Annotated in this window: 23 protein-coding genes and 1 riboswitch; of the genes, 18 read left to right on the forward strand and 5 right to left on the reverse strand. The window is 71.7% G+C overall.

All coding sequences use genetic code 11. The annotated features are described in order from the left end of the window. On the forward strand, positions 1-432 hold the full coding sequence (locus VM780_RS07015) for a periplasmic heavy metal sensor (RefSeq protein ID WP_325446519.1): 432 nt from the start codon (positions 1-3) through the stop codon (positions 430-432). Positions 433-438: 6 nt separating this feature from the next. Here the strand turns inward: VM780_RS07015 and VM780_RS07020 are convergent, their stop codons facing one another. The 4 genes from VM780_RS07020 to mobA form a co-directional block, all read right to left on the reverse strand. Then, positions 439-1,158 carry an ABC transporter permease subunit gene (locus tag VM780_RS07020; RefSeq protein ID WP_325446521.1) on the reverse strand — a complete coding sequence of 240 codons (720 nt, stop codon included), beginning with the start codon at positions 1,156-1,158 and terminating at the stop codon, positions 439-441. Then, positions 1,155-1,895: an ABC transporter permease subunit gene (locus VM780_RS07025; RefSeq protein ID WP_325446523.1), complete on the reverse strand. Its 741-nt coding sequence runs from the start codon at positions 1,893-1,895 to the stop codon at positions 1,155-1,157. Before VM780_RS07025 ends, VM780_RS07020 begins: the two co-directional genes overlap by 4 nt. A gap of 30 nt (positions 1,896-1,925) precedes the next feature. After that, entirely contained in the window at positions 1,926-2,720 is a 795-nt protein-coding gene (locus VM780_RS07030; protein WP_325446524.1) for a transporter substrate-binding domain-containing protein, read from the reverse strand. A gap of 64 nt (positions 2,721-2,784) precedes the next feature. After that, positions 2,785-3,372: a molybdenum cofactor guanylyltransferase gene (mobA, locus tag VM780_RS07035; RefSeq protein ID WP_325446526.1), complete on the reverse strand. Its 588-nt coding sequence runs from the start codon at positions 3,370-3,372 to the stop codon at positions 2,785-2,787. Positions 3,373-3,631: 259 nt separating this feature from the next. Here mobA and VM780_RS07040 point away from each other — a divergent pair, with 259 nt between their 5' ends. The 10 genes from VM780_RS07040 (at position 3,632) to VM780_RS07085 (ending at position 15,245) form a co-directional block, all read left to right on the forward strand. Further along, positions 3,632-4,798 (forward strand): Mrp/NBP35 family ATP-binding protein, encoded by a 1,167-nt coding sequence (locus VM780_RS07040; RefSeq protein ID WP_325446528.1) that lies wholly within the window; start codon positions 3,632-3,634, stop codon positions 4,796-4,798. Between the two features lie 216 nt (positions 4,799-5,014). Further along, a complete protein-coding gene (locus VM780_RS07045; RefSeq protein ID WP_325446530.1) occupies positions 5,015-6,289 on the forward strand; it encodes an imelysin family protein in 1,275 nt (424 codons plus the stop codon). An 80-nt stretch (positions 6,290-6,369) separates the two neighbouring features. After that, positions 6,370-7,830, forward strand: a complete 1,461-nt coding sequence (locus VM780_RS07050; RefSeq protein WP_325446532.1) for a multicopper oxidase family protein — start codon at positions 6,370-6,372, stop codon at positions 7,828-7,830. Next, a complete protein-coding gene (locus VM780_RS07055; protein WP_325446534.1) occupies positions 7,827-9,074 on the forward strand; it encodes a di-heme oxidoredictase family protein in 1,248 nt (415 codons plus the stop codon). The genes VM780_RS07050 and VM780_RS07055 overlap by 4 nt, the downstream gene beginning before the upstream one ends. Before the next feature lie 19 nt (positions 9,075-9,093). Then, positions 9,094-10,143: an imelysin family protein gene (locus VM780_RS07060; protein ID WP_325446536.1), complete on the forward strand. Its 1,050-nt coding sequence runs from the start codon at positions 9,094-9,096 to the stop codon at positions 10,141-10,143. Between the two features lie 3 nt (positions 10,144-10,146). Further along, positions 10,147-11,253, forward strand: coding sequence for a DUF1513 domain-containing protein (locus VM780_RS07065; RefSeq protein ID WP_325446538.1), 1,107 nt, complete (start codon positions 10,147-10,149; stop codon positions 11,251-11,253). A 90-nt stretch (positions 11,254-11,343) separates the two neighbouring features. Continuing rightward, on the forward strand, positions 11,344-12,135 hold the full coding sequence (gene otsB, locus VM780_RS07070; protein ID WP_325446540.1) for a trehalose-phosphatase: 792 nt from the start codon (positions 11,344-11,346) through the stop codon (positions 12,133-12,135). Between the two features lie 127 nt (positions 12,136-12,262). Beyond that, positions 12,263-12,371: riboswitch (guanidine-I (ykkC/yxkD leader) on the forward strand. Positions 12,372-12,470: 99 nt separating this feature from the next. Further along, on the forward strand, positions 12,471-13,529 hold the full coding sequence (locus VM780_RS07075) for a putative urea ABC transporter substrate-binding protein (protein ID WP_325446542.1): 1,059 nt from the start codon (positions 12,471-12,473) through the stop codon (positions 13,527-13,529). Positions 13,530-13,629: 100 nt separating this feature from the next. Further along, entirely contained in the window at positions 13,630-14,451 is an 822-nt protein-coding gene (locus VM780_RS07080) for an ABC transporter permease (RefSeq protein WP_325446544.1), read from the forward strand. After that, entirely contained in the window at positions 14,448-15,245 is a 798-nt protein-coding gene (locus VM780_RS07085; protein WP_325446546.1) for an ABC transporter ATP-binding protein, read from the forward strand. The genes VM780_RS07080 and VM780_RS07085 overlap by 4 nt, the downstream gene beginning before the upstream one ends. Here the strand turns inward: VM780_RS07085 and VM780_RS07090 are convergent. Further along, entirely contained in the window at positions 15,242-16,624 is a 1,383-nt protein-coding gene (locus VM780_RS07090; RefSeq protein WP_325446548.1) for a PLP-dependent aminotransferase family protein, read from the reverse strand. The genes VM780_RS07085 and VM780_RS07090 overlap by 4 nt on opposite strands. 280 nt (positions 16,625-16,904) lie before the next feature. Here VM780_RS07090 and VM780_RS07095 point away from each other — a divergent pair, with 280 nt between their 5' ends. From VM780_RS07095 to VM780_RS07125, 7 genes are read left to right on the forward strand one after another with little or no spacing between them, the layout of a single operon-like run. After that, the gene (locus VM780_RS07095; protein WP_325446550.1) at positions 16,905-17,387 is read left to right on the forward strand and encodes an MSMEG_0572/Sll0783 family nitrogen starvation response protein; all 483 of its coding nucleotides are present in this window, start codon (positions 16,905-16,907) and stop codon (positions 17,385-17,387) included. Between the two features lie 26 nt (positions 17,388-17,413). Next, complete coding sequence (locus VM780_RS07100) at positions 17,414-18,469, forward strand: Nit6803 family nitrilase (protein WP_325446552.1); 1,056 nt, start codon at positions 17,414-17,416, stop codon at positions 18,467-18,469. After that, on the forward strand, positions 18,375-19,508 hold the full coding sequence (locus VM780_RS07105) for an MSMEG_0568 family radical SAM protein (protein ID WP_325446554.1): 1,134 nt from the start codon (positions 18,375-18,377) through the stop codon (positions 19,506-19,508). The genes VM780_RS07100 and VM780_RS07105 overlap by 95 nt, the downstream gene beginning before the upstream one ends. Continuing rightward, complete coding sequence (locus VM780_RS07110) at positions 19,505-20,047, forward strand: MSMEG_0567/Sll0786 family nitrogen starvation N-acetyltransferase (protein WP_325446556.1); 543 nt, start codon at positions 19,505-19,507, stop codon at positions 20,045-20,047. Before VM780_RS07105 ends, VM780_RS07110 begins: the two co-directional genes overlap by 4 nt. After that, entirely contained in the window at positions 20,047-21,027 is a 981-nt protein-coding gene (locus VM780_RS07115; RefSeq protein WP_325446558.1) for a sll0787 family AIR synthase-like protein, read from the forward strand. The genes VM780_RS07110 and VM780_RS07115 overlap by 1 nt, the downstream gene beginning before the upstream one ends. Further along, a complete protein-coding gene (locus tag VM780_RS07120; RefSeq protein ID WP_325446560.1) occupies positions 21,024-22,175 on the forward strand; it encodes an MSMEG_0565 family glycosyltransferase in 1,152 nt (383 codons plus the stop codon). The genes VM780_RS07115 and VM780_RS07120 overlap by 4 nt, the downstream gene beginning before the upstream one ends. Then, positions 22,168-22,455, forward strand: a complete 288-nt coding sequence (locus VM780_RS07125) for an MSMEG_0570 family nitrogen starvation response protein (protein WP_325446562.1) — start codon at positions 22,168-22,170, stop codon at positions 22,453-22,455. The genes VM780_RS07120 and VM780_RS07125 overlap by 8 nt, the downstream gene beginning before the upstream one ends.

The following is a 22,455-nucleotide window of genomic DNA, read 5'->3' on the forward strand; positions in this document are numbered from 1 at the left end:
ATGGCGCGACGCCGCGCGCCTCGCGCCCTTTACGTCGTCCTGGCGGTTTCGCTCGCCCTGAACCTCGCGGCGGCGGGCTTTTTCGGCGTCACGGGCTTCCATCTCAAGCCGCCGCCCCGCACGGTCGACACCACGATCGGCTTCATCAGCAGCCGCTATCCGCCGTCCGTCGGCGCGGTGATCCGGGAGAAGCTGGAGGCGCGGCGCGATGAACTCTCCCAGGCGCTGCAGGAGCTGAAGGACGCCCGCCGCGCCACCCGCGACACGATGAGCCAGACCCCGCTCGACCGGGCGCGGATCGACGCCGCCTTCGCCAATTCGCGCGTCAAGGCGGCGGACTTCCAGAAGGTCATCCACGAGGCGATCGCCGACGCGCTGCCGGCGGTGCCGGAAGCCGACCGGGCGAAGATCGACCGGGGCGATCCGGACTAAGTCGGCCTAAGCCGCGGGCGCGTGGCGCGCGAGGCGACGCTCGAGCGCGTTCCAGACCCGCCGGACGATCTCGACCAGCGCGAGATAGATCAGCGCCGCCCACAGATAGACTTCGAAATCGAGCGAGGCCGAGAAGGCGCGCTTGGTGGCGCCCATCAGGTCCAGAACCGTGATGACGCTCGCGAGCGAGCTCGCCTTGATCATCAGGATCAGCTCGTTGCCGAGCGGCCGAAGCGCCAGCGCGAGCGCCTGCGGAGCCACGATGAGGCGGTAGACCGCGCCGCGCGAGAGGCCGAGCGACAGTCCGGCCTCGAACTGGCCCGCGGGCACCGATCGCGCCGCGCCGCGAAGGATCTCAGCCTGATAGGCGGCGGTGTTGAGCGTGAAGGTGAACGCCGCGCACCAGAAGGCGTCGCGGAACAGGCCCCATAAGCCGGCCGCCTGAAGCGCGCCGTGGAACTGCGCCGCGCCGTAGTAGAGCAGGAAGAGCTGGGCGAGCAGAGGCGTGCCGCGGAAGAAGCCGACGAACCCGGCCGCCAGCGCCCGGAGCGGGACGCCGCCTTCGAGCCGCATCAGCGCAAGTCCGGCGGCGAGGCAGAAGCCGAGGGGAACCGAGACAGCGACGAGTTCGAGGGTGGTCGCAAGGCCGTGGAGCAGGCTCGGGCCATAGCGCGCGAGCAGCCCCGGATCGAAGCCCGCCAGGGCCAGCAGATCGCCGCCGCTCATGCGGTCGCTCGCGCGACGCCGCGGCCGGCGTGCGCCTCCAGCCTGCGGGCGACGAAGCCCGAGGCGGCCGACAGCGCGAGATAGAGCAGGCAGGCGACGAGATAGAACAGGAAGGGCTCGCGCGTCGCCCGCGCCGCGACGTCGGAGACGCGCATCAGATCCGACAGCGCGATCACGGAGACCAGCGAGGTGTCCTTCAGCAGGACGAGCCAGCCATTTGCGAGCCCCGGCAGCGCAAGCCGCCAGATCTGCGGCAGCAGCACCAGCCGGAAGGTCGCGGCGCGCGACAGGCCGAGCGATTCCGCGGCCTCCCGCTGGCCGGCCGGCACCCCCCGCATCGCGCCGAGAAGAGTCTCGCTCGCGAACGCGCCGAACACCAGCGAGAGCGCGATCACGCCCGCCGCGAAGGCGTCGATGCCGGCCACGAAGCCGGACGGCGGCCGCCCCGCGAGCCGCTCGCCGAGCGCGATCGCGCCGCTGATCAGGCGCGGGGCTCCGTAGTAGACGAGGAAGATGGTCAGCAGTTCCGGCAGGCCGCGGAACACGGTCGTGTAGGTCTCGCCGAGGGCGCGCGCGACGGCCGAGCGGGCGTCCTTGAGCAGTGCGGCGGCGAGGCCGATCGCAAGTCCGATCGGGAGCGCTGCGAGCGCGAGCCGCAGCGTGAGCCAGAGCCCCGCCAGAAGTTCGTCCCCCCAGCCCGCCGGGCCGAAGGCGAGGGGCCGCAGGGCCTCGCTCATGCGCCGCTCGTTTTCCGGCGCGTCACGGCGTCAGTAGATGCTGAAGGGGAAGTATTTGGCGTTGATGCGCTCGTAGGTGCCGTCCGCCCGGATGTCGGCGATGCCCTTGTCGATCAGCGCCTTCAGGTCCGTGTCCTGCTTGCGCAGCGCAGCCCCGATGCCCTCGCCGAAATAGGTCGGGTCGCTGACGTCCTGACCGATCACCTGGCAGCAGTCGCCGTCGCCGGCGTGTTCGAGCCAGGGCAGCATGACGAGCTTGTCGGCCAGCACGGCGTCGACCCGGCCGGCCGAGAGGTCGAGATTGGCCTCGTCCTGGGTGGCGTAGAGCTTCACCTCGGCGCCGGCCGGCGCGTAGACCGCCTCGAGATAGCGCGCGCTCACCGTGCCGCTCTGGGCGCCGAGCGTTTTGCCCGACAGCGCCTTGGGCGAGGAGTCCATCAGCCCGCTCGTCTTGCCGGCGACGAACAGCGCGGGCGAGGCGTAGTATCTGTCCGAAAAGGCGACGACCTTCCTGCGTTCGGCGGTGATCGACATCGAGGCGAAGACGGCGTCGAACTTGCCGGCCAGCAGCGCCGGGATCAGCCCGTCCCAGTCCTGCGCGACGAATTCGCAGGTCACCTTCTCGGCGGCGCAGACCGCGCGGGCGACGTCGATGTCGAAGCCTTCGAGCTGGTTGTCGGAATTCAGCATGTTGAACGGCGGATAGGCGCCTTCGGAGGCGATCCGGATCGTGGTCCACTGCTTCGCCCGGGCGCCGCCCGAGGCGAGCGCGGCCGCCGCGACCGCGAGGCACAGCAGAACGCAGCGCAAGGGTCTGGGGGCCATGACTCGTCTCCGCCGGCTCGGTCGCGCGAGCATCCCACCGCGCGGGGCGCCCGGCAACGCGACGTTACGTCTTGAGCGCGCGCGCCTCCGCCCGCGCGAAATCAGCCGGCGTGTCGACGTCCACAAAGCCGTCCGGATCATCGAAATCGACCGGGGCTGCGGCAAGCGCGTCGAGCGCGCGCTTCGGCGACCGCACGCCCTCCGCCGCCAGCAGAGCGAGGCGCTTGCGCGCCGCGAGCGGCCACAGCGCGTGCAGCGGCTCGACGCCGTCCGGCCCCATGGCGACGGCCGCCCCGTCGCCGGCCGCCAGCGCCAGCCGCTCCACCAGGTCAAGCGGCGGGAACGGGCCGTCGCCCGGAATCGTGGCGAGATGGCTGACGCCCGGCAGCTCCGCGGCCCAGGCGAGGCCGGCGAAAACCCCCGCGAGCGGCCCCTCGGGAGCGCTCGCGTCGTCGGGCAGAACCGGAAGCCCGAAGGCCGCGAACCGCGCCGGATCGCCGTTCGCCGACAGCGCAAGCCGCCCGACCTGCGGCGCAAACCGGGCGAGCGCACGGGCGAGGATCGGCTTGCCGGCGAGCGCCAGCAGCGCCTTGTCGCCGCCGCCCATGCGCGAGGCTTGGCCGCCCATCAGAACCAGACCGGCGACGCTCATGAAATCGGCTCCCTGCATTCGTCATGTCGGCCGCGCGACCGCGCCCCGGCGGTCGGCCAGGCTACCGGCAAGAACTCTACGCCCAAACCACTTCGGCCTGCGGCCGGGGGCTCTTCCTCGACAGCGAGCCGCGAAATCCGGCCGGGCAGGGCGCTGGCAGGACCGCGCGCCACGCCTCGGAAGGGCTATCGGGACAGTGCGACGTTTGACCTCGGGGGCCGGGAAGGTCCATAGCCCGGCTGAGAAGATGGAGTGCGCGATGGCTACGACTGAAGACGACATCCGGCGGGCCCTTGCTGCGGTGCCCGCGCCTGATGGGGCGACGAGCCTTGCGGAGTCGTCGTCGCTGTCGAACATCTCGGTGATGCCTGGCGGCCGCGTGATCTTCTCGATCGAGACCACGCCCGAACAGGCCGCGGGCGCCGAGAGCGTGCGCCGCGCCGCCGAGGCGGCGGTGCGGGCGCTGCCCGGCGTGTCCGACGTGCTGGTCGCGCTCACCGCCGAACGCGCGCCCGGCAGCGCGCCTGCGCCCCGACCGCAGCCGCCGTCGATGGGCCGCGCGCCGCGCCCGGCGGCTCCGGGCGCGGAGACGCCCGCGCGTCCCGCTGGCGACGCGCGCGGCGCCGGAATTCCGGGCGTCCGGCACATCGTGGCGGTGGCGTCCGGCAAGGGCGGCGTCGGCAAGTCGACCACGGCGGCGAATCTGGCGCTCGCCCTCAGGGCGCAGGGCCTGCGGGTCGGCCTGATGGACGCCGACGTCTACGGCCCGTCGGTGCCGACGCTGTTCGCGCTGCATGCGCGTCCGCAGGTCGAGGGCCGCATGATGCAGCCGCTCGAGGCGCACGGCCTGAAGATCATGTCGATCGGCTTCCTGGTCGACGCCAGCACGGCGATGATCTGGCGGGGGCCGATGGTGATGTCGGCGCTGACCCAGATGCTCACGGAGGTCGCCTGGGGCGAGCTCGACGTGCTGATCGTCGACATGCCGCCCGGCACCGGCGACGCGCAGCTCACCATGGCGCAGCGCGTCAAGCTCTCGGGCGCCGTGATCGTCTCGACGCCGCAGGACCTCGCGCTCGCGGACGCAAGGCGCGGCGTCGCGATGTTCCGCAAGGTCGACGTGCCGATCCTCGGGCTCGTCGAGAACATGAGCTACTACAACTGTCCGAACTGCGGCCATCAGGCCCATCTGTTCGGCCATGGCGGGGCGCGCGCCGAGGCGCAGGCGATGGGGACGCCGTTCCTCGGCGAAGTGCCGCTCGCGCTCGACATCCGCGAGACCTCCGACGCCGGCGCGCCGATCGTCGCCTCGGCGCCGAACTCGGAATACGCCGCCGCCTATGGCCGCATCGCCGAGGCCCTGTGGGCGCGGCTTTCGACCGGCGCTCCCGGTCGCGCGGGCCCGCGGATCGTGATCGAGCGGTAGGGCGCGAAGGCTTCCGGATCGCGCCTCTGCACTGTCTGGACTTATTCAAAGTCGATGGCGGGACAGAAAAAGGCGAGAGATCAAAGGCCCTTAGGAGCCGATTGACTTCCCCTCGGCAGGGGTTCTCCGTGGCCGCCGACGCGACGCGCGGGGGCCTGCCGAGGCCTTGTGCGGGCGCGGCTGAATCGCGCCCGGCGGGCAGGGGAGAAACGGCACATGACCAGCAGATGGATCGCGGCGCTCGCGGGGGCGGGCCTGAGCGTCCTCGGGCTTTCGGGCGCGCTCGCTGACGCGCCGGCGGCCAAGGACGTCGCCAAGACCTACGCGGACGTCGCGCTGGCGATGTATGGCGACGCGGTCACGACCGCCAAGGCGCTCGACGCCAAGGTGGACGCGTTCCTCGCGAACCCGACCGACGAGACGCTCGGCGAGGCCCGCAAGGCGTGGCGCGCGGCGCGCGCGCCGTATCAGCAGACCGAGGGCTTCCGCTTCGGCAACAAGGCGGTCGACGACCTCGAGGGGGCGGTCAACGCCTGGCCGCTCGACGAGGGGCTGATCGACTATGTCGACGCGAGCTATGGCGAGACCTCGGACGAGAACCCGTATTACCGGCTGAACGTGATCGCCAACCCCAAGTTCAAGCTCGGCCGCAAGACCGTCGACGCCTCGAAGATCGACAAGAAGCTGCTGATCTCGCTGAACGAGGCCGGCGAGGTCGAGTCCAATGTGGCGATCGGCTACCACGCGATCGAGTTCCTGCTGTGGGGGCAGGACCTGAACGGCACGGGGCCGGGCGCGGGCAACCGTCCCGCCACCGACTATGTCCAGGGCGCCGGCTGCACCCATGAGCACTGCGACCGCCGCGCCGCCTATCTGAAGGCTGCGAGCGACCTTCTGGTCGACGACCTGACGGCGATGGAGAAGCTTTGGGGACCGAAGGGCAAGGCCCGCGTCGCGTTGATGAAGAAGAGCGGCGGGGCCGCGCTGGCGCCGATCTTCACCGGCCTCGGCAGCCTCTCTTATGGCGAGCTCGCCGGAGAGCGCATGAAGCTCGGGCTCATCCTACACGACCCGGAGGAGGAGCACGACTGCTTCTCGGACAACACCTACAACTCGCACTTCTACGACATTCTCGGCATGACCGAGATCTGGCAGGGCAAGTACACGCGGCTCGACGGCACGGTGGTCGAGGGTCCGTCCCCGAAGGCCTACGCCGAGGCGAAGGCGCCCGAGGAGGCGCAGAAGCTCGACGCGCTGTTCGCCGACACCCTCGCCAAGGCCCAGGCCATGAAGGACAAGGGCGACGGCGGCATGGCCTATGACCAGATGATCGGCGAGGGCAACGCCGAGGGCAACAAGCTGGTGCAGGACGTGATCGACGCGCTGGTGGCGCAGACCCATGGCGTCGAGGCCGTGGTGGCGAAGCTCGGCGTGAAGATCTCCGTCGAGGGCTCCGACAGCCTCGACAACCCCGAGAAGGTGACGCAGTAAAGCGGCGCCGGCCGGTCCGGGGCATGCTCCCCGACCGGCCTTCCGGGCCGCCCCCCGGGCGATCAATCCGGACGTCTTTCATGCCGAACGCACTCTCCCGCAGGACGCTGCTCGGCGGCGGGCTCGCCGTCGTGGGCGCCGCGCTGGTCTCCGCGAGGGGTCTTGCGCGCACGCCCGTGGCGCTGCCGGAGAGGGTCGCCGCGCCGGCCTCCGGCGAGGTCTCGCTGTCGCTGGTCGCTTCGGAGAAGCCCGCGCGGCTGCTCGGCCCGGACGGACCCGCGACCTCGATCTGGACCTATGGCGACGCCCCGTTCCGGCTGGTGCGCATCCGGCAGGGGCAGACGCTCGCGATCGACTTCGAGAACCGGCTGCCGGAGCACACCTCGATCCACTGGCACGGGCTGAGAATCCCGAACGACCAGGACGGCGTGCCCTACGTCACGCAGCAGCCGGTGCGGCCCGGCGAGCGCCACGCCTACCGCTTCACCCCGCCGGACACCGGCACCTTCTGGTTCCACCCGCATTGCGACACCGTCGCCCAGCTCGGCCGCGGGCTCGCGGGCGTGATGATCGTCGAGGGCGACGAGAGCCGTCCTTACGACGCTGACATCGCGCTCGTGCTGAAGGACTGGCGGCTCGACCCGAACACCGGCGGCTATCTGCCCTTCGCGACCCGCCGCGGCGAGCTGCGCGCCGGCACCTTCGGGACGGTGCGGACCGCCAACGCCGAGATCGCGCCGAGGCTGGAGGTTCCGGCCGGCGGCGACGTGCGGCTGCGCCTGCTCAACCTCGACTCGACCCGCGTCGGCAGCGTCGGCTTCGAGGGCATGGAGGCGGCCGTGATCGCGATCGACGGCAATCCGATCGCACCGTTCCCGCTGAGCGAGTGGCGGCTCGGGCCCGCGATGCGGCTCGACGTTGTGGTGCGGGCCCCGGCCGCGGGCGGCGAGGGCCGGCTGATGGACTTCTTCGCGGCCGAGCCCGTGACGCTCGCGACCTTTTTGGGCGCGGGCGCGGCCCAGCCGAAGCGCGCCTTCGACCCTGCGCCGCTGACGCGCAGCCCGATCCCGGAGCCGAAGCTCAAGGGCGCGGAGCGGCTGCGGCTCGCCTTCGCGACCGCGTCGGGCGGCAAGGCCGCGCTCGCCATCAAGGATGACGACCCGCTGTCGCAAGCGCTGCTCGACAGCCTGTGCGCGGCCACCACCACCAACTGGAGCATAAACGGCCAGTCCTGGCCGGGCGGCGACCACAGCCGCGTGCCGCCGCCGCTGTTCACTCTGCGCGAGGGCCGCACCTACGTGGCGGAGCTTTCCAACGAAACTCCGCATGTCCACCCGATCCACCTGCACGGCGCGACCTTCAAGGTGGTGAAGTCGACCCGCGCCGATCTGCCGGTGCACTACGCTGACACGGTGCTGCTGACCCCGAACGACCGCGTCACCATCGCCTTCGTCGCGCCCGGCCCCGGCGCTTGGATGGTCCATTGCCACCTGATCGAGCATCAGGAGACCGGCATGATGGGCTATGTGAGGGTGGCATGAGGGGAGACGGCGCCGCCTGTCGCGCGCGGCGCCTCCTTCGCCCGGCGCTGCTCTCCCTGCTCGCCGCCGCCTTGACCGCGACAGTGGGCGCGGCGGCGACCGACGGGCTCGACGTCGCGATCGGCAAGGCGGTGTTCGACCGGATGTGGGTGCGGGCGCCGTCCTCGACCAAGCACGCCGATGGGCTCGGGCCGCTGTTTTCCGCGCGCTCCTGCGCCAGCTGTCACGCCGGCGGCGGGCGCACGACCTTCCGGCTCGGGCGCGACGATCCGGCCACCCATCCGGGCCTCGTGGTCCGGCTGGGCGACGCCGCCGGGGCCGGCGACGCCGTCTATGGCCAGGAGCTTCAGCCGGATGGGCTTGGCGACGCGGCCGGCGAGGGCCGGGCGGCCGTGCGCTTCGCCTCCGCGACGCCCGGCTTTCCGCCGCGGCCCGAGTGGCGCGTCGAAGGCTGGGGCTATGGCGAGCCCTCCGCGGACCTGCGGCTGTCGCCGCGCGTGGCGCCCTCGCTCGCCGGCCTCAGGCTGCTGGCGCGCGTGCCCGAGGCGGAGATTGTTTCGCGCGAAGATCCGGACGACCGCGACGGCGACGGCGTCTCCGGCCGCGCCAACCGGATCGGCGGCGGCGCGATCGGCCGGTTCGGATGGAAGGCCGCCGAGCCGACGCTGGAGGCGCAGGCCGCGCTCGCCTTCTCGCTCGATCTGGGGCTCTCCACCACGCTTCGGCCGGACGGGGCGGGCGACTGCACCGAGGCTCAGGCGGCGTGCCGCGCCGCCCCCCACGGAGCCGCGCCCGGCGAGCCAGAGGTCGCGCCGGCCTTGATGGCGAGCCTGATGGCGTTCCTCGAAGCCCGGCCGGCGCCATTGGGCGCCAAGGCCCGCGGCCGCGGCGCGGCTCTCTTCGCCTCGATCGGCTGCGCGGCCTGCCACGCGCCGGCGCTGAAGCTCGAGGGCGGCGGCGTCGCGGCGGCCTATACGGACCTGCTGCTGCACGACATGGGGCGCGGGCTCGACGACGGCATGGGCGAGGCCGGCGCGCTGAGCGCCGAATGGCGGACGGCGCCGCTCTGGGGCTTGTCGCGCGCTCTGGCGCAAGGTTCGGGCTTGCTGCATGACGGTCGGGCCGCCACGGTCAGCGCCGCGATCACTTGGCACGCCGGCGAGGCGGCCGGTGCGCGCGGCCGCTTCGACGCGCTCTCCGCCGGCGAGCGCAAGGCGCTGGTGGACTTCGTCAACGGCCTTTGATCTGAACGGGATGCTCGCCATGCGGCTTCGGCTCGCTTTGATCGCTCTCCTGCTCGGCGGCGCTCCTGCGATCGCCCTCACCGAGCCGCCTGCGCCGGGGCCGCTCGCCGCGGGCATGATCGAGAGCTATCTGCTGCCCCGCTACGAGACCTTCCGCGGCGCGACGGCCGAGCAGGCGAAGGCGTGGGAAGAGGCCTGCCGGGACGGGGACTTCGCGGCGGATCTTCCGATTCTGCGCGAACGCTTCCAAACGGCTGCCGACGGCTGGGCCGCGGTCGAGCACGTCACAATCGGACCGGCGAGCGTGGGCCTGCGCGCGGACCGCATCTATTTTGGCCCGGACCGGCGCAACGCCGTCGCCAAGGCGCTCGGCGAGCTCGAGGCGAAGGCGAAAGCCGGCGAACTTCCAGCCGACGCAGTCGAGCGGGTCAGCGTCGCCGGACAGGGCTTTCCGGCGCTCGAGCGGCTGCTCTACGAGACCGATCAGGCGACCCCGCAGGCGCGCTGCCGGGTCGGCGTCGCCGTGGCGCGCAATCTCGCGGCTATCGCCGACGAGATCGTGGCGGCGTGGCGCGCGCCCGACGGTCCGCTGGCGCGGCTGAAGCGCGGCGAGGGCGATCCGGTGCATTTCGCCGATCCCGCCCAGGCGGCGGCGCGGCTGATGACCGACCTCGCGGGCGGCTTTCAGCGCGTCAACGACATGAAGCTGTTCCCGATGCTCGGGAGTTCGCCCGACATGGCGCGTCCGAAGGCGGCGGAGGGCTGGCGGTCCGGCCGCTCGGCGCGGGCCATCAGGGCCGCCGTCGCGAGCCTCGCGGCCCAGGCGCGGATTTTCGCGTCCGCCGCCCCCAAGGACATCGCCGCCGCCGACGACAAGGACTTCGCGGCCGCCGAAGCCGCCGCCGCGAAGCTGCCGGACGACCTCGGCCAGGCCGCTGCGGACCCGAAGCGCCGCCCGGCGATCGAGGCCGCCATCGCGGCGCTCAAGACGGCGCAGAACGACCTCGCCAAGAATCTAGCGCCGGCGCTCGGAATCCCGCTCGGCTTCAACGCGCTGGACGGTGACTAGGCGATGCATCTGACGCGCCGTCACGTGGTCGCCGGGCTCGGCGCCGCCGGGCTCGCGACCGTGGGCCCAAGGACGCTTCGCGCCGAGACGTTCGTGCCGCGCCTGCTCGGCTCCGCGATGGACGCGGCAGGAGCATTTCAGGTCGGGCGGCTCGACGCGTCTCTCGCCGAGACGGCGGGCGCGCCCGTCCCGGTGCGGCTGCACGCGCTGTCGCCGCGGCCGGACGGTCGGGAGGCGGTCGCGGTCGGCAGGCGGCCCGGCGACGTCTCCTTCGTGCTCGACGGCGAGGGCCGGAGCGTGCGCGCGAGCTTCCGGGCGAGTTCCGGCCGCCGGTTTTCGGGCCATGGCGCCTATGCGGATGACGGGCGGAGCTTCCTGTCCGCTGAGATCGACGCTGTCACGGGCGAGGGCTTCGTGGTGGTCCGCGACGTCGGCGGCGGTTACGCGGTCGCGGGCGAATTCCGCTCGGCGGGCGTCGGGCCGCATGAGGTCATCTCCGCCGGCGGCCTGATCGCGGTCGCGAACGGCGCCCGGGAGCCGAAGAGCGAGCCGGGCATCGCCGCGCTCGGGACCACGCGCGCCCGCTCCAACCTCGCCCTCATCCGGCCGGGAAGCGGAGCGGTCGAGACGGTCGCTGAGGTCGGCCCCGACTTCGCCTCGCTGTCGCTGCGTCATCTTGCGGTGACGCCGGAGGGCGGCGTGCTGGTGGCGGCGCAGGACACCGCCGCGGGCGCGCATGACCGGCCGCTCGTGGCCCGGCTCGACGGCGCGCGGCTCAGATGGCTCGACGCCGGCTACGCCATCAATGCGCGCATCGGCGGCTCCGTGGGCTCGCTCGTGATCGACCGATCCGGGCGCTTCCTCGCGGCGTCCGGCCCCAAGGGCGGCGTGGTGGTGGTCTACGATCTCGCCGTCGATGACGCTGTCGGCGTGGTGGCGATCCCGGACTGCTGCGGGCTCGCCGCGGAGCTGGAGCCCGGCCGCTTCGTCGCCAGCAACGGGCTCGGCGAGGTCATCCGCATCGCGGCCGACGAGGACGGCGCGGTGATCGTCGGCCGCCGCATCAGCGCGCTCCGCTGGGACAACCATCTCGCGACCCTGCCGGGCTGACGCCGCCTGCGCCGGGTTGCGGCCGGGCCTCAGCCTGCTATCTAGCCGCCCACGCAGATTTCCCGCGTAAGTTCTGGTCCGGGAGCAGCCATGCCGGATGGCCTCGTCGACGCGCGCGCCGCTGGCGCCACGCAACTGACGCCTCCGCCGGCGCGCCCGGACGGTTTTCCGGACCGGCTCGCGCTGTTCCTCGACCTCGACGGCACCGTGCTCGATCTCGCGGCGACGCCGGAGGCGGTGCGGATCGCGCCCGAGACGGTCGCGGCGATCGGGCGTCTGGCGGACCGGCTGGGCGGCGCGCTTGCGGTCATCACCGGCCGCGCGCTCGCGGATTCCGACGGCATCCTGGCGCCGTTGCGGCTGCCGACCGCTGCGCTTCACGGGGCCGAGCTGCGCCGGCGCGGCGGCGGCCGCATCGCGGCGGCGGGGGAGCGGCCGTCGGAGCGGCTGAGGGCTGCGCTCGCCGCTTTCGTGGACGTCCGCCCCGGCCTGCTGCTGGAGGACAAGGGGCCGAGCGTCGCGCTGCATTACCGGGCGGTCCCGGAGCGTGAGAACGAGGTGCGGACGCGCGTCTCCGAGCTCGTCGCCCAGTTCGCGCCCGACCATGAGCTCCAGCCCGGCAAGATGGTGGTCGAGATCCGCCCGCATGGCTGCGACAAGGGCGGCGCGGTGCGAGCCCTGATGGCGGAGCCGCCCTTCGCGGGCAGAATCCCGCTGGTGATCGGCGACGACCTGACCGACGAGTTCGCCTTCGAGGCCGCCGTCGCCATGGGCGGGGGCGCGATCCTCGTCGGCGCCGCGGATCGCCCGACCGCGGCCGCCCACGGCCTGCGCGATCCGGAGGCGGCGCGCCGCTGGCTGGCGCAGCTCGCCGACGCCTGACGGCGCCCCAGGCCGCAATAACTAGGCTTTTGCTCAATCGTTGGGCGCCCGGCGCGGCGCGAACCGCACGCGGCGCGTTGCGGCGCACAAGCTTTGCGGCTGGCATGGCGCTTGCTCAAGCCTTGTCGTGCAGAGCGTCTAGGGTTCCGGCCGTCCTGGTGGCGGCGCTGGTCCGAGAGACGCACTTTCCGCGGCCTCAGAGCGGGAAGACACGGCGGGGCAAAAGCCCGGGAGGTCACTGCACGGGTTCGCCGCCGCGAACCGACCTCCATGCTTGCGGCGAACTCCCCTGGAAACGACATGGCCGCGACAGGCCGCACGACCGAGGAGCATCCATGCTGCGCAAACTGACCGCCGCGCTCGCCCTCTCACTCATGGCCTTCGCCGCGCCCGCCGAGGCCGCGCCGAAGAAGAGCTTCAACGTCGCCTGGACGATCTATGTCGGCTGGATGCCGTGGCAGTACGCCGCCGAGAACGGCATCGTGAAGAAATGGGCGGACAAATACGGCATCGACATCAAGCTCACGCAGCTCAACGACTACGTCGAGTCGATCAACCAGTTCACCGCCGGCAAGTTCGACGGCGTCGGGCTGACCAATATGGACGGCCTGACAATTCCGGCCGCCGGCGGCGTCGACACCACCCTGCTGATCGTCGGCGACTTCTCGAACGGCAATGACGGCATCGTCTCCAAGACCGCGAAAGCGATCCCGGACCTGAAGGGCGAGAGCATCAATCTCGTCGAGCTCTCGGTCTCGCACTACCTGCTGGCGCGCGCGCTCGACATGTCGGGCCTGAGCGAAAAGGACGTGAAGGTCGTCAACACCTCCGACGCCGACATCGCCAGCGCCTACAAGTCGCCCGACGTGACGCATGTCGTCACCTGGAACCCGATGCTGGCCGAGGTGAAGGCCGAACCGGGCACGACCGAGCTGTTCGACAGCTCCAAGATTCCCGGCGAGATCATCGACTGCCTCGGCGTGAACACCGAGACGCTGAAGGACAATCCCGACTTCGGCAAGGCGCTGGTCGGCATCTGGTACGAGACGCTCGCGCTGATGGAAGGCGACGGCGAGAAGGCCCGCGAAGCCAAGACCGCGATGGCCAAGGCCTCCGGCACGGACCTCGCCGGCTTCGAGGCGCAGCTCGGCGGCACCAGGCTGTTCTCCAATCCCGCCGACGCCGTCGCGCTGGTTGAGAGCCAGGACGTGGTGAAGACCATGGAGCTGGTCCGCACCTTCTCGTTCGACCACGGCCTGCTCGGCGAAGGCGCCAAGACCAAGGACGCGGTCGGCATCGGCTTTCCGGGCGGCAAAACTCTTGGGGACGCCGGCAACGTCAAGCTGCGCTTCGACGCGACCTACATGAAGATGGCTGCGGACGGGAAGCTCTGAGCGTCGCCCGCCACTGTGTCCCGGCCGCGGGCCGGGACGCGAGCGGTCGCGCCCCGAGCCGCGGCCGCGCCCATGACCGTCGCCGTCAGATGAGGTGTGTATGCGTCGCGCGATGAACGTCCGGCCGGGCGCCGGGGCGAGGCTTCTGCTCGCCATGCTGCCCTTCCTGCTGCTTGCTGCGGTCTATGTGCTGGGCTCGGCCGAGCGGCGCGCCGCGAACCCGAACGACAAGCTGCTCCCGCCGGTCTCCGAGATGACCGACACGATGGGACGGCTCGCAACCGAACAGGACCGCCGCACGGGCGAGATCACGCTGGTCGCCGACACGGTCTCGAGCCTTCGCCGGCTCGCGATCGGGCTTGGCTGCGCGACGCTGATCGGGCTCACGCTCGGCGTCGCGATCGGCGCGCTGCCGGTCGCGACCGCCGCCGGCGGGCCGCTGATCGGCGTCATATCCATGATCCCGCCGATGGCGGTGCTGCCGATCCTGTTCATCGTGTTCGGGCTCGGCGAGCTGTCGAAGGTGGTGCTCATCATCGTGGGCGTGGCGCCGCCGATCGTGCGCGACATCGCGCTCGCCGTGCAGGCGATCCCGACCGAGCAGCTCGTCAAGGCGCAGACCCTCGGCGCCTCGACCTGGACCGCCGTGCTCCGGGTCGTGCTGCCGCAGGTCACGCCGCGGCTGATCGAGACCGTGCGGCTGCAGCTTGGCCCGGCCTTCCTGTTCCTGATCGCCGCCGAGGCGATCGCCTCCGATTCCGGCCTCGGCTACCGGATCTTCCTGGTGCGCCGCTACCTCGCGATGGACGTCATTCTGCCTTACGTCGCCTGGATCACGCTGATCGCCTTCGTGATGGACCTGGCGCTGGCGCGGCTGGCGCGCTCCGCCTTCTCCTGGGCCTATGAGGGGGAGCGGCGATGAGCGCGCTGACGGTTGAGAACGTCTGGGTCGAGTTCGGCGACCAGATCGTGCTCGAAAACCTCAATCTCGAGGTCGCCTCGGGGGCCTTCCTGGCGATCGTCGGCCCGTCCGGCTGCGGCAAGAGCACGTTCCTGCGCATGGTTCTGGGGCAGGACAGGCCGTCGCGGGGGCGGATGCTGATCGACGGCAAGGCGCTTCCGGACGAGCCGGGGCCCGACCGCGGCGTCGTGTTCCAGCGCTACTCGGTGTTCCCGCACCTCACCGTCCTGGGGAACGTGCTGCTCGCCTATGAGCTCGGAAAATCCCGCGCGCTCGGCCGCCTGTTCGGGGCCGCGCGGCGCGAAGCTCGCGACAAGGCGGAGGCGCTGATCGAGCAGGTCGGCCTCTCCGCGCATCGCGACAAGCATCCCGCCGCGCTCTCGGGCGGCATGCAGCAGCGGCTCGCGATCGCGCAGGCCCTCGCCAAGGACCCGAAGGTGCTGCTGCTCGACGAGCCGTTCGGCGCGCTCGACCCGGGCACGCGGGCGCAGATGCACGCGCTGATCAAGCCGCTGTGGGCGCGCCTCGGCATGACGGTCATCATGGTGACGCACGACCTCAAGGAGGCCTTCAACCTCGGCACCCGCGTGATCGCCTTCGACAAGGTGCGCCACGACCCGCAGGCGCCCGGCCGCTATGGCGCGCGGGTGACCTACGATCTCGACCTGACGCGCGAAGGCCCGGTGCCGGTGCTGGGCTTAGCCAAGCCGGACGCCGGCGCGCCCTGGAGCGTGACGGTGGCGGCCGCGGGCTAGAGGAAGCTTGCGACCGCGGCCGGCGCCTCGCCGAGCGCGTGCTCCATGAATTCGAGGCCGTGGCGGATCTTGTCGCGGCTCGCGGGGCCGCCGAGACAGACCCGCACGGCCTCCTCGGGCGCGCCGCCGGCCGTGAAGGCGTCGCTCGCCACGACGCCGAGGCCGGTCGGCCGCATCTGGTCGACGAAGGCCGCGCGGGTCCAGGGTTTCGGCAGCGTGACCCAGAGATTGAAGCTCAGCGGATCGGCGCGGAACGCGCCCGCGGGCAAGATTTCGCTCGCCAGCGCCTGGCGGGCCATGGTCTCGCGCCGGATGAAGCGCAGGATCGTGTCGGCGGTGCCGTCCTCGATCCAGCGCGTGGCGAGCGCCACGGTGAGCGGCGAGGCCATGACGTTGGCGGCCTTGAGGGCGGCCGCGAACGGAAAGCCGGCGCGGGCGCTCGGCAGCACCACATAGGCGGCCCTGAGCCCGGCGCCGATGCATTTGGCGAGGCCCGCTATGTGCCAGGTCAGCTCCGGCGCAAGCGCCGCGAAAGGCGAGATCTTGGCCGTCGGCACAAAGCCATAGGCGTCGTCCTCGACGATCGGCAGCGAAAAACTGCGAGCGATCGCGGCGAGTTCGGCGCGCCGTTCCTCCGGGATCGTCAGCGTCGTCGGGTTCTGCAGCGTCGGGTTCAGGTAGAGCGCCTTCGGGGCGAGCCGCTCGCACGCCTCCGTCAGCGCCTGAGGCGTCACCCCGTGCTGGTCCATCGGCAGGCCGACGAGCCTGAGACCGAGCTGCGCGGCGATGGCGCGGGCCCCCGGATAGGTGATCGCCTCGCACAGCACCACGTCCGACCGGCGGGCCAGCACGCCGAAGATGCCGAGCAGCGCGGCGTGGGCGCCCGGCGTGACGAAGATGCGGTCCTGCGTCGGCACCAGCGCGCGCCGGCCGAGCCAGGCGGTCGCGGCGTCCTTATCGGCGGGCGCGCCGCCGAACGGGTGGTAGCGCAGCAGCGAGATAAGGTCGCGTCCGACCTCCGCGAGCCCTTCCTGCATGCGCCCGACGAGCGCCGGATCGTCGATCTCCGGCGGCAGGTTCATCGACAGGTCGACGAGTTCGGGCCGCGAGGAGCGCGGCGCCGGCGCCCCGGACGGACGGCCGCTCACGAAGGTCCCCTGGCCGACGCGCGACTCGACGAGGCCGCGCTTGCGCGCCTCGACATAGCCGCGCGCGACGGTGGTGAAATCGATCGCAAGCCTGCGGGCGAGCTTGCGCTGCGGCGGAAGCCGATCTCCGAGCGAGAGCCGGCCCGCGTCGATGTCGCGCGCGAGCGCGTCCGCGATGGCGAGATAATGGGGCTTTCCGCCGACGGCGAGGTCGGGAGTCCAGTCGTTCATAGGCGGCTCCCCCGGCGGCGAATAATTGAATGTATATTGTTGCAGACGCGTTTGTCACTCCGGCGCGGCCACGATTTCGCTCCCGCTCAGAAAAGCTGCGGATGCCTTGCGTTTGAGCGAGGGGCGCCTGCTCGGAAGGCGATTTTCTCGGGAAATTGAATGCATCAATGACTGTATTTTGACTGAGGTCTCTGCGCCTCACCGGGCGCCGGCTTCTGGCACGTCGCTTGCTGATCTCTGCCCGTAGCCGGCGATCCCGCCGCGTGGAGGAGAGGCGCTCATGCCAGCCGTGACCAAGCCCGCCCATAAGAAGGGCGATTTCTTCGTCGACTACGAGGACAAGAAGTTCGAGGACGTGAAGGCGCTGCCGGGCGAGAAGGCGCTCGTCACCTTCCACACCGTCGCGTTCGAGGGCTCGATCGGCCTCGTCAACCTGCTGCAGGCCACCCGCCTGCTGCGCAAGGGCTTCGAGACCTCCGTGCTGCTCTACGGCCCGGGCGTGACGCTCGGCGTGCAGCGCGGCTTCCCGACGCTCGGCGACGAGGCCTTCCCGGGCCACCAGAACTTCAACAACCAGATCACCAAGTTCATGAGCGAAGGCGGCAAGGTCTACGCCTGCCGGTTCGCGCTGCAGGCGCTCTACGGCCATGGCGAGCCGTCGCTGATCGAGGGCATCACGCCGATCAGCCCGCTCGACGTGCTCGACCTCGTGCTTCTGCACCGGCGCGACAACGCCTTCATCCTCGACACCTGGACGCTCTGAGCGTCCGGCGCGCCGGGGAGGCGGGCATGGCTGAGAAGCGCATCGTGCGGGCGGCGGCGGTCCAGATCGCGCCCGACCTCGAACAGCCCGGCGGCACGCTCGACCGCGTGCTAGCGGCGCTCGCCGAGGCGGCCGGCAAGGGGGCGGAGTTCGTCGTCTTCCCCGAGACCTTCGTGCCCTGGTACCCGTATTTCTCCTTCGTGCGCCCGCCAGTCGCGATCGGGGCCGAGCACCTGCGCCTCTATGACGAGGCGCCGGTCGTGCCGGGCCCCGTCACGGACGCGGTCTCGGCCGCGGCGCGCCGGCACGGCGCCGTGATCGTGCTCGGCGTCAACGAGCGCGACCACGGCTCGCTCTACAACACCCAGTTGATCTTTGACGCCGACGGCGCCCTGAAGCTCAAGCGCCGCAAGATCACGCCGACCTATCACGAGCGGATGATCTGGGGGCAGGGCGACGGCTCCGGCCTCAAGGTCGTGGACACGAGGGTCGGCCGGGTCGGCGCGCTCGCCTGCTGGGAGCACTACAACCCGCTCGCCCGCTACGCCCTGATGGCGCAGCACGAGGAGATCCACGCCGCGCAGTTTCCGGGCTCGATGGTCGGGCCGATCTTCGCCGACCAGATGGAGGTGACGATCCGTCACCACGCGCTCGAGAGCGCCTGTTTCGTGGTCAACGCCACCGGCTGGCTGACCGACGAACAGCGCGCCGCGATCGCGCCCGACGAGGGGCTGCGCAAGGCGCTCACCGGCGGCTGCATGACGGCGATCGTGTCGCCCGAAGGGGCCCATCTGGCGCCGCCGCTGACCGCCGGCGAGGGGATCCTGATCGCCGATCTGGACCTCGCGCTCGTCACCAAGCGCAAGCGGATGATGGACTCGGTCGGCCATTACGCGCGCCCAGAACTGCTCAGCGTGACGCTCGACGACCGGCCGCAGGCGCCGGTCCGCCGCCCGTATTCCTCATCCGCATCCGGGAGGACGCACGATGAAGCCGATGCCCCCGAAAGCTCCGATCTCCGTGAGGACGGAGGAGCTGATCAACGCGTTGCAGTCCTCCGGAGTGCGGCTGGTCGACCCTAGCGCCGGGGCGGACAGCCGCCGCGGCGGCGCCGGTCCTTCGGACCACAAGGCGATCACCATCGACGGCATGACCGTGATGGCGCCGGTCCACACAGCGCCGGCCTTCGACAGCCCCTATCTGGTCGAGAAGCCGGACGCCTTCGGGCGCTCCCGGCTGACGCGCGACGGCAAGGTGATCGCCGACGTGTCGTTCCCGCTCCGGCCGCGCTTTTACGAGCTCAGAACCGCCGACGGCGTCGAATACTGGAAGATCGCGACCCTGCACGGCCGCGACGTGCTGGCGACGACCGTGCTGCAGAGCTGCGTGCGCTACCAGAGCCGCGCCAAGACCTGCCAGTTCTGCGCGATCGGCGAGTCGCTCGCCGCCGGCCGCACCGTCGAGCGCAAGACCCCGGCGCAGCTCGCCGAGGTGGCGGAGGCCGCGGTGCGGCTCGACGGCGTCCGGCACATGGTGATGACCACCGGCACGCCGCCCGGCAAGGACCGCGGCGCGGCCATTCTGGCCGAGAGCGCCGCGGCGGTGAGGGCGGCGGTCGACCTGCCGATCCAGGCGCAGTGCGAACCGCCGAACGACGACGCCTGGTTCGGGCGTCTTAGGGAAGCCGGCGTCGACGCGCTCGGCATGCATCTCGAGGCGGTGACGCCCGAGGTGCGCGCCCGCATCATGCCCGGCAAGGCGCAGGTCTCGCTCGCGCGCTATTACGAGGCGTTCGCGGCGGCGGTGCCGGTGTTCGGGCGCGGGCAGGTCTCGACCTACATCCTCGCGGGCCTCGGCGACCCCGCGGAGGCGATCCTGGCGACCTGCGAGCGGCTGATCGGGCTCGGCGTCTATCCCTTCGTGGTGCCGTTCGTCCCGATCTCCGGCACGCCGCTCGAGCGTCACCCGACGCCCTCGGCCGACTTCATGGACGCGATCCTGCGGCCGCTCGCCCGGATGCTGGTGGCGGGCGGCCTGAAGGCCACGGACGTCAAGGCCGGCTGCGCTAAATGCGGCGCCTGCTCGGCGCTCTCCGCCTATGAGAGGGCGCTGGCGTCATGATCTTCGAGCCCGTTCGCCCCTTCGTCCCCGGCGGCTACCAGATCAAATGGGCGACCGACCCGTGGGAGGTCTCCGGCGCGATGGCGCTGCGGCGCGACGTGCTCTGCGCCGAGCAGGGGCTGTTCGACGCGTCCGACCGCGACGCCATCGACGATTTCGCGACGCCGATCGTGGCGCTGTTGTCCTTTGTGGTCGCGACCGACGCAGTGGTCGGCACGGTGCGCATCCACGAGGAGGCGCCGGGGGTCTGGTGGGGCTCTCGGCTCGCCGTGGCGCAGTCGCACCGGCGGGTCGGCGCGCTCGGCGCCTCGCTGATACGGCTCGCGGTGTCGTCCGCGCACGCCCGCGGCTGCACGCGCTTCCTCGCCCATGTGCAGGCGCAGAACGGCCCGCTGTTCCGCCGCCTGCGCTGGCGTGTTCTGGAGGAGATCGAGCTGCGCGGCCACCCGCATCTCAAGATGGAGGCAGACCTCGCCTTCTATCCGCCGTTCGAGACGCCGCAGATCGGCTTCCTGGCGCTGACCCGGCGGGCGGCCTGATGATCGCCCAGGGCGCGCTCGAGCGGATCGCGGAGCGGTTGCGCGGCAGCCGAGCCTTCGCGGCCAAGGCCGACATCGCCGCGACGGCGGCGCGGCTCGGGCTCGACGGCGCCTCCGCCATCCCGGTCGGCGACGACTGCGCCGCGATCCCCGACGGCGACGGCTTCCTGCTGCTCGCCCAAGAGGGCTTTTTGGACACGTTCGTCGACCAGGACCCCTGGTTCGCCGGCTGGTGCGGCGTGATGGTCAACGTCTCGGACGTCGCCGCCATGGGCGGCCGGCCGATCGCGGTGGTGGACGCGCTGTGGGCCGACGGCGACGCCTCGGCCGCGCCGGTGCTGGACGGGCTGCGGGCGGCTTCGGAACGCTTCGGCGTGCCGGTGGTGGGCGGCCACGCAAACCTCTCCTCGGACGCGCGCCGGCTTTCGGTGGCGATCCTCGGCCGCGCCCGGCGCCTGCTCACCAGTTTCGACGCGGCGGCGGGGGACCGGCTCATCGTGGCGATCGACCTGCGCGGGCGCTACCGCGAACCGTTTTCGAACTGGGAGGCCGCGACCGCGGCGCCGGCGGCGCGGCTGCGCGGCGATCTCGAACTGCTGCCCGAAATCGCCGAGGCGGGACTCTCGTGCGCCGCCAAGGACATCAGCCAGGCCGGCGTGATCGGCACCGCCGCGATGCTCGCGGAGTGCTCGGCAGTCGGGATCGAGATCGATCTCGACGCGCTGCCGAAGCCCGAGGGGGTGAACCTCGAGCGGTGGCTGCTGAGCTTTCCGAGCTTCGGCTATCTGATTGCGGTGCAGCCCGCCGACGTGGGCGCGACGCTGGCCAGGTTTCACGCCCGGGGAATCGCGGCCGCCGATTGCGGCCAGATCAGCGAGGGCGGGCTGGTCTCCGTCGCGTCAGGCGGGGCGCGCGCCACAGTGTGGGACCTCGCCCAGAAACCTCTGATCGGCTGCGCGCGGCGGCGGGTGACGGCATGAGGGCCCCTCTCCGGATCGCGATCCTGTGCCACTCCACCAATCCGCGCGGCGGCGTGGTCCATGCGCTGGAGCTCGGCGACGCGCTGGCGCGGCTCGGCCACGCGCCGACGGTGTTTGCGCCCGCCGGCGCCGGGTTCTTCCGCAAAACCCTGTGCGAGACGGTCGTCATTCCCGCGCGAAGCTTCTCCGGCGGCGTGCTCGAAATGGCCGAGGCGCGCATCGCCGATTACCTCGCCTGGTTCGACGCTCCTTCGCACCGGGGCTTCGACCTCTTCCACGCTCAGGACAGCATCTCGGGCAATGCGCTGGCGACCCTTAAGGAGCAGGGCGCGATCGACCGCTTCGCCCGCACGGTGCACCATGTCGACGCCTTCGCCAGCCCTGCGCTCGAGGCGCTGCAGCGCCAAGCGATCGTGTCGGCGGACGTCCATTTTACGGTGAGCGAGACCTGGCGGGCGCGGCTCTCCGACGAGCACGGCCTGAAGCCGATCGTGGTCGGCAACGGCGTCGACGCCGAGCGCTTCACCCCGATCGCGGATGGCCGCGAAGCGGCGCTGCGGGCGAGGCTCGGGCTTGGCGCAGGGCCGATCGTGCTGTCGGTCGGGGGCGTCGAGAGCCGCAAGAACAGCCGCCGAATCCTGGCGGCCTTCCGCCAGCTGGCGCTGATGGCGCCGGGCGCACAGCTGGTGATCGCCGGCGGGGTCTCGCTGCTCGACCATTCGGACTACCGCCGCGCCTTTGCGCAGGAGCGCGCCGAGGCCGGCCTGCCGCCTGAGGCAGTCTCGCTCGCGGGCTTCGTGCCGGACGAGGATATGCCGGCGCTTTACCGTGTCGCGGACGTGCTGGCTTTCCCCTCGCTGGTCGAGGGATTTGGGCTGGTCGCGCTCGAAGCGCTCGCCTGCGGGCTGCCGGTCGTGGCGTCGCGGATCGCGCCCTTCACGGAATATCTCGGCGACGCCGATGTCGCCTGGTGCGACCCGTTGAACGAGGCTTCGATCGCGAATGCGCTGATGGCGGCGTTGGCGGAGCCGCTGCGATCGCGCTTCGCCGCCCGGGGGCCGCGCCTCGCGGCGGGCTGCGGCTGGGAGGCCGTGGCCTCCGCCCACCTGCCGGCCTATCGCGGCCTCGCGGAGCTCGCCCATGCCTGAGATGCGCTTCGTGATCCGCTGGCCCGATGGTGCGCGCGAGACCTGCTACTCGCCCTCGCTCGTCATCAACGACTTCTTCCGCGTCGGCGAGGCCTACCCGGTCGAGGCGTTCGTGGCGTCGGCCCGCGAGGCGCTGACCATCGCGAGCGACCGCGTCGCCGCCCGCTACGGCTTTCCGTGCTCGCGCGCGCTTGGACAGCTGGCGCGCATCGAGACCGCCGCGGCCGCCTTCCAGACCGAGCCGGACGCGCATGTCTTCGTCCAGTCCTTCGAGGAGTGA

Source organism: Hansschlegelia sp. (assembly GCF_035538955.1).
Classification (GTDB): Bacteria; Pseudomonadota; Alphaproteobacteria; order Rhizobiales; family Methylopilaceae; genus Methylopila.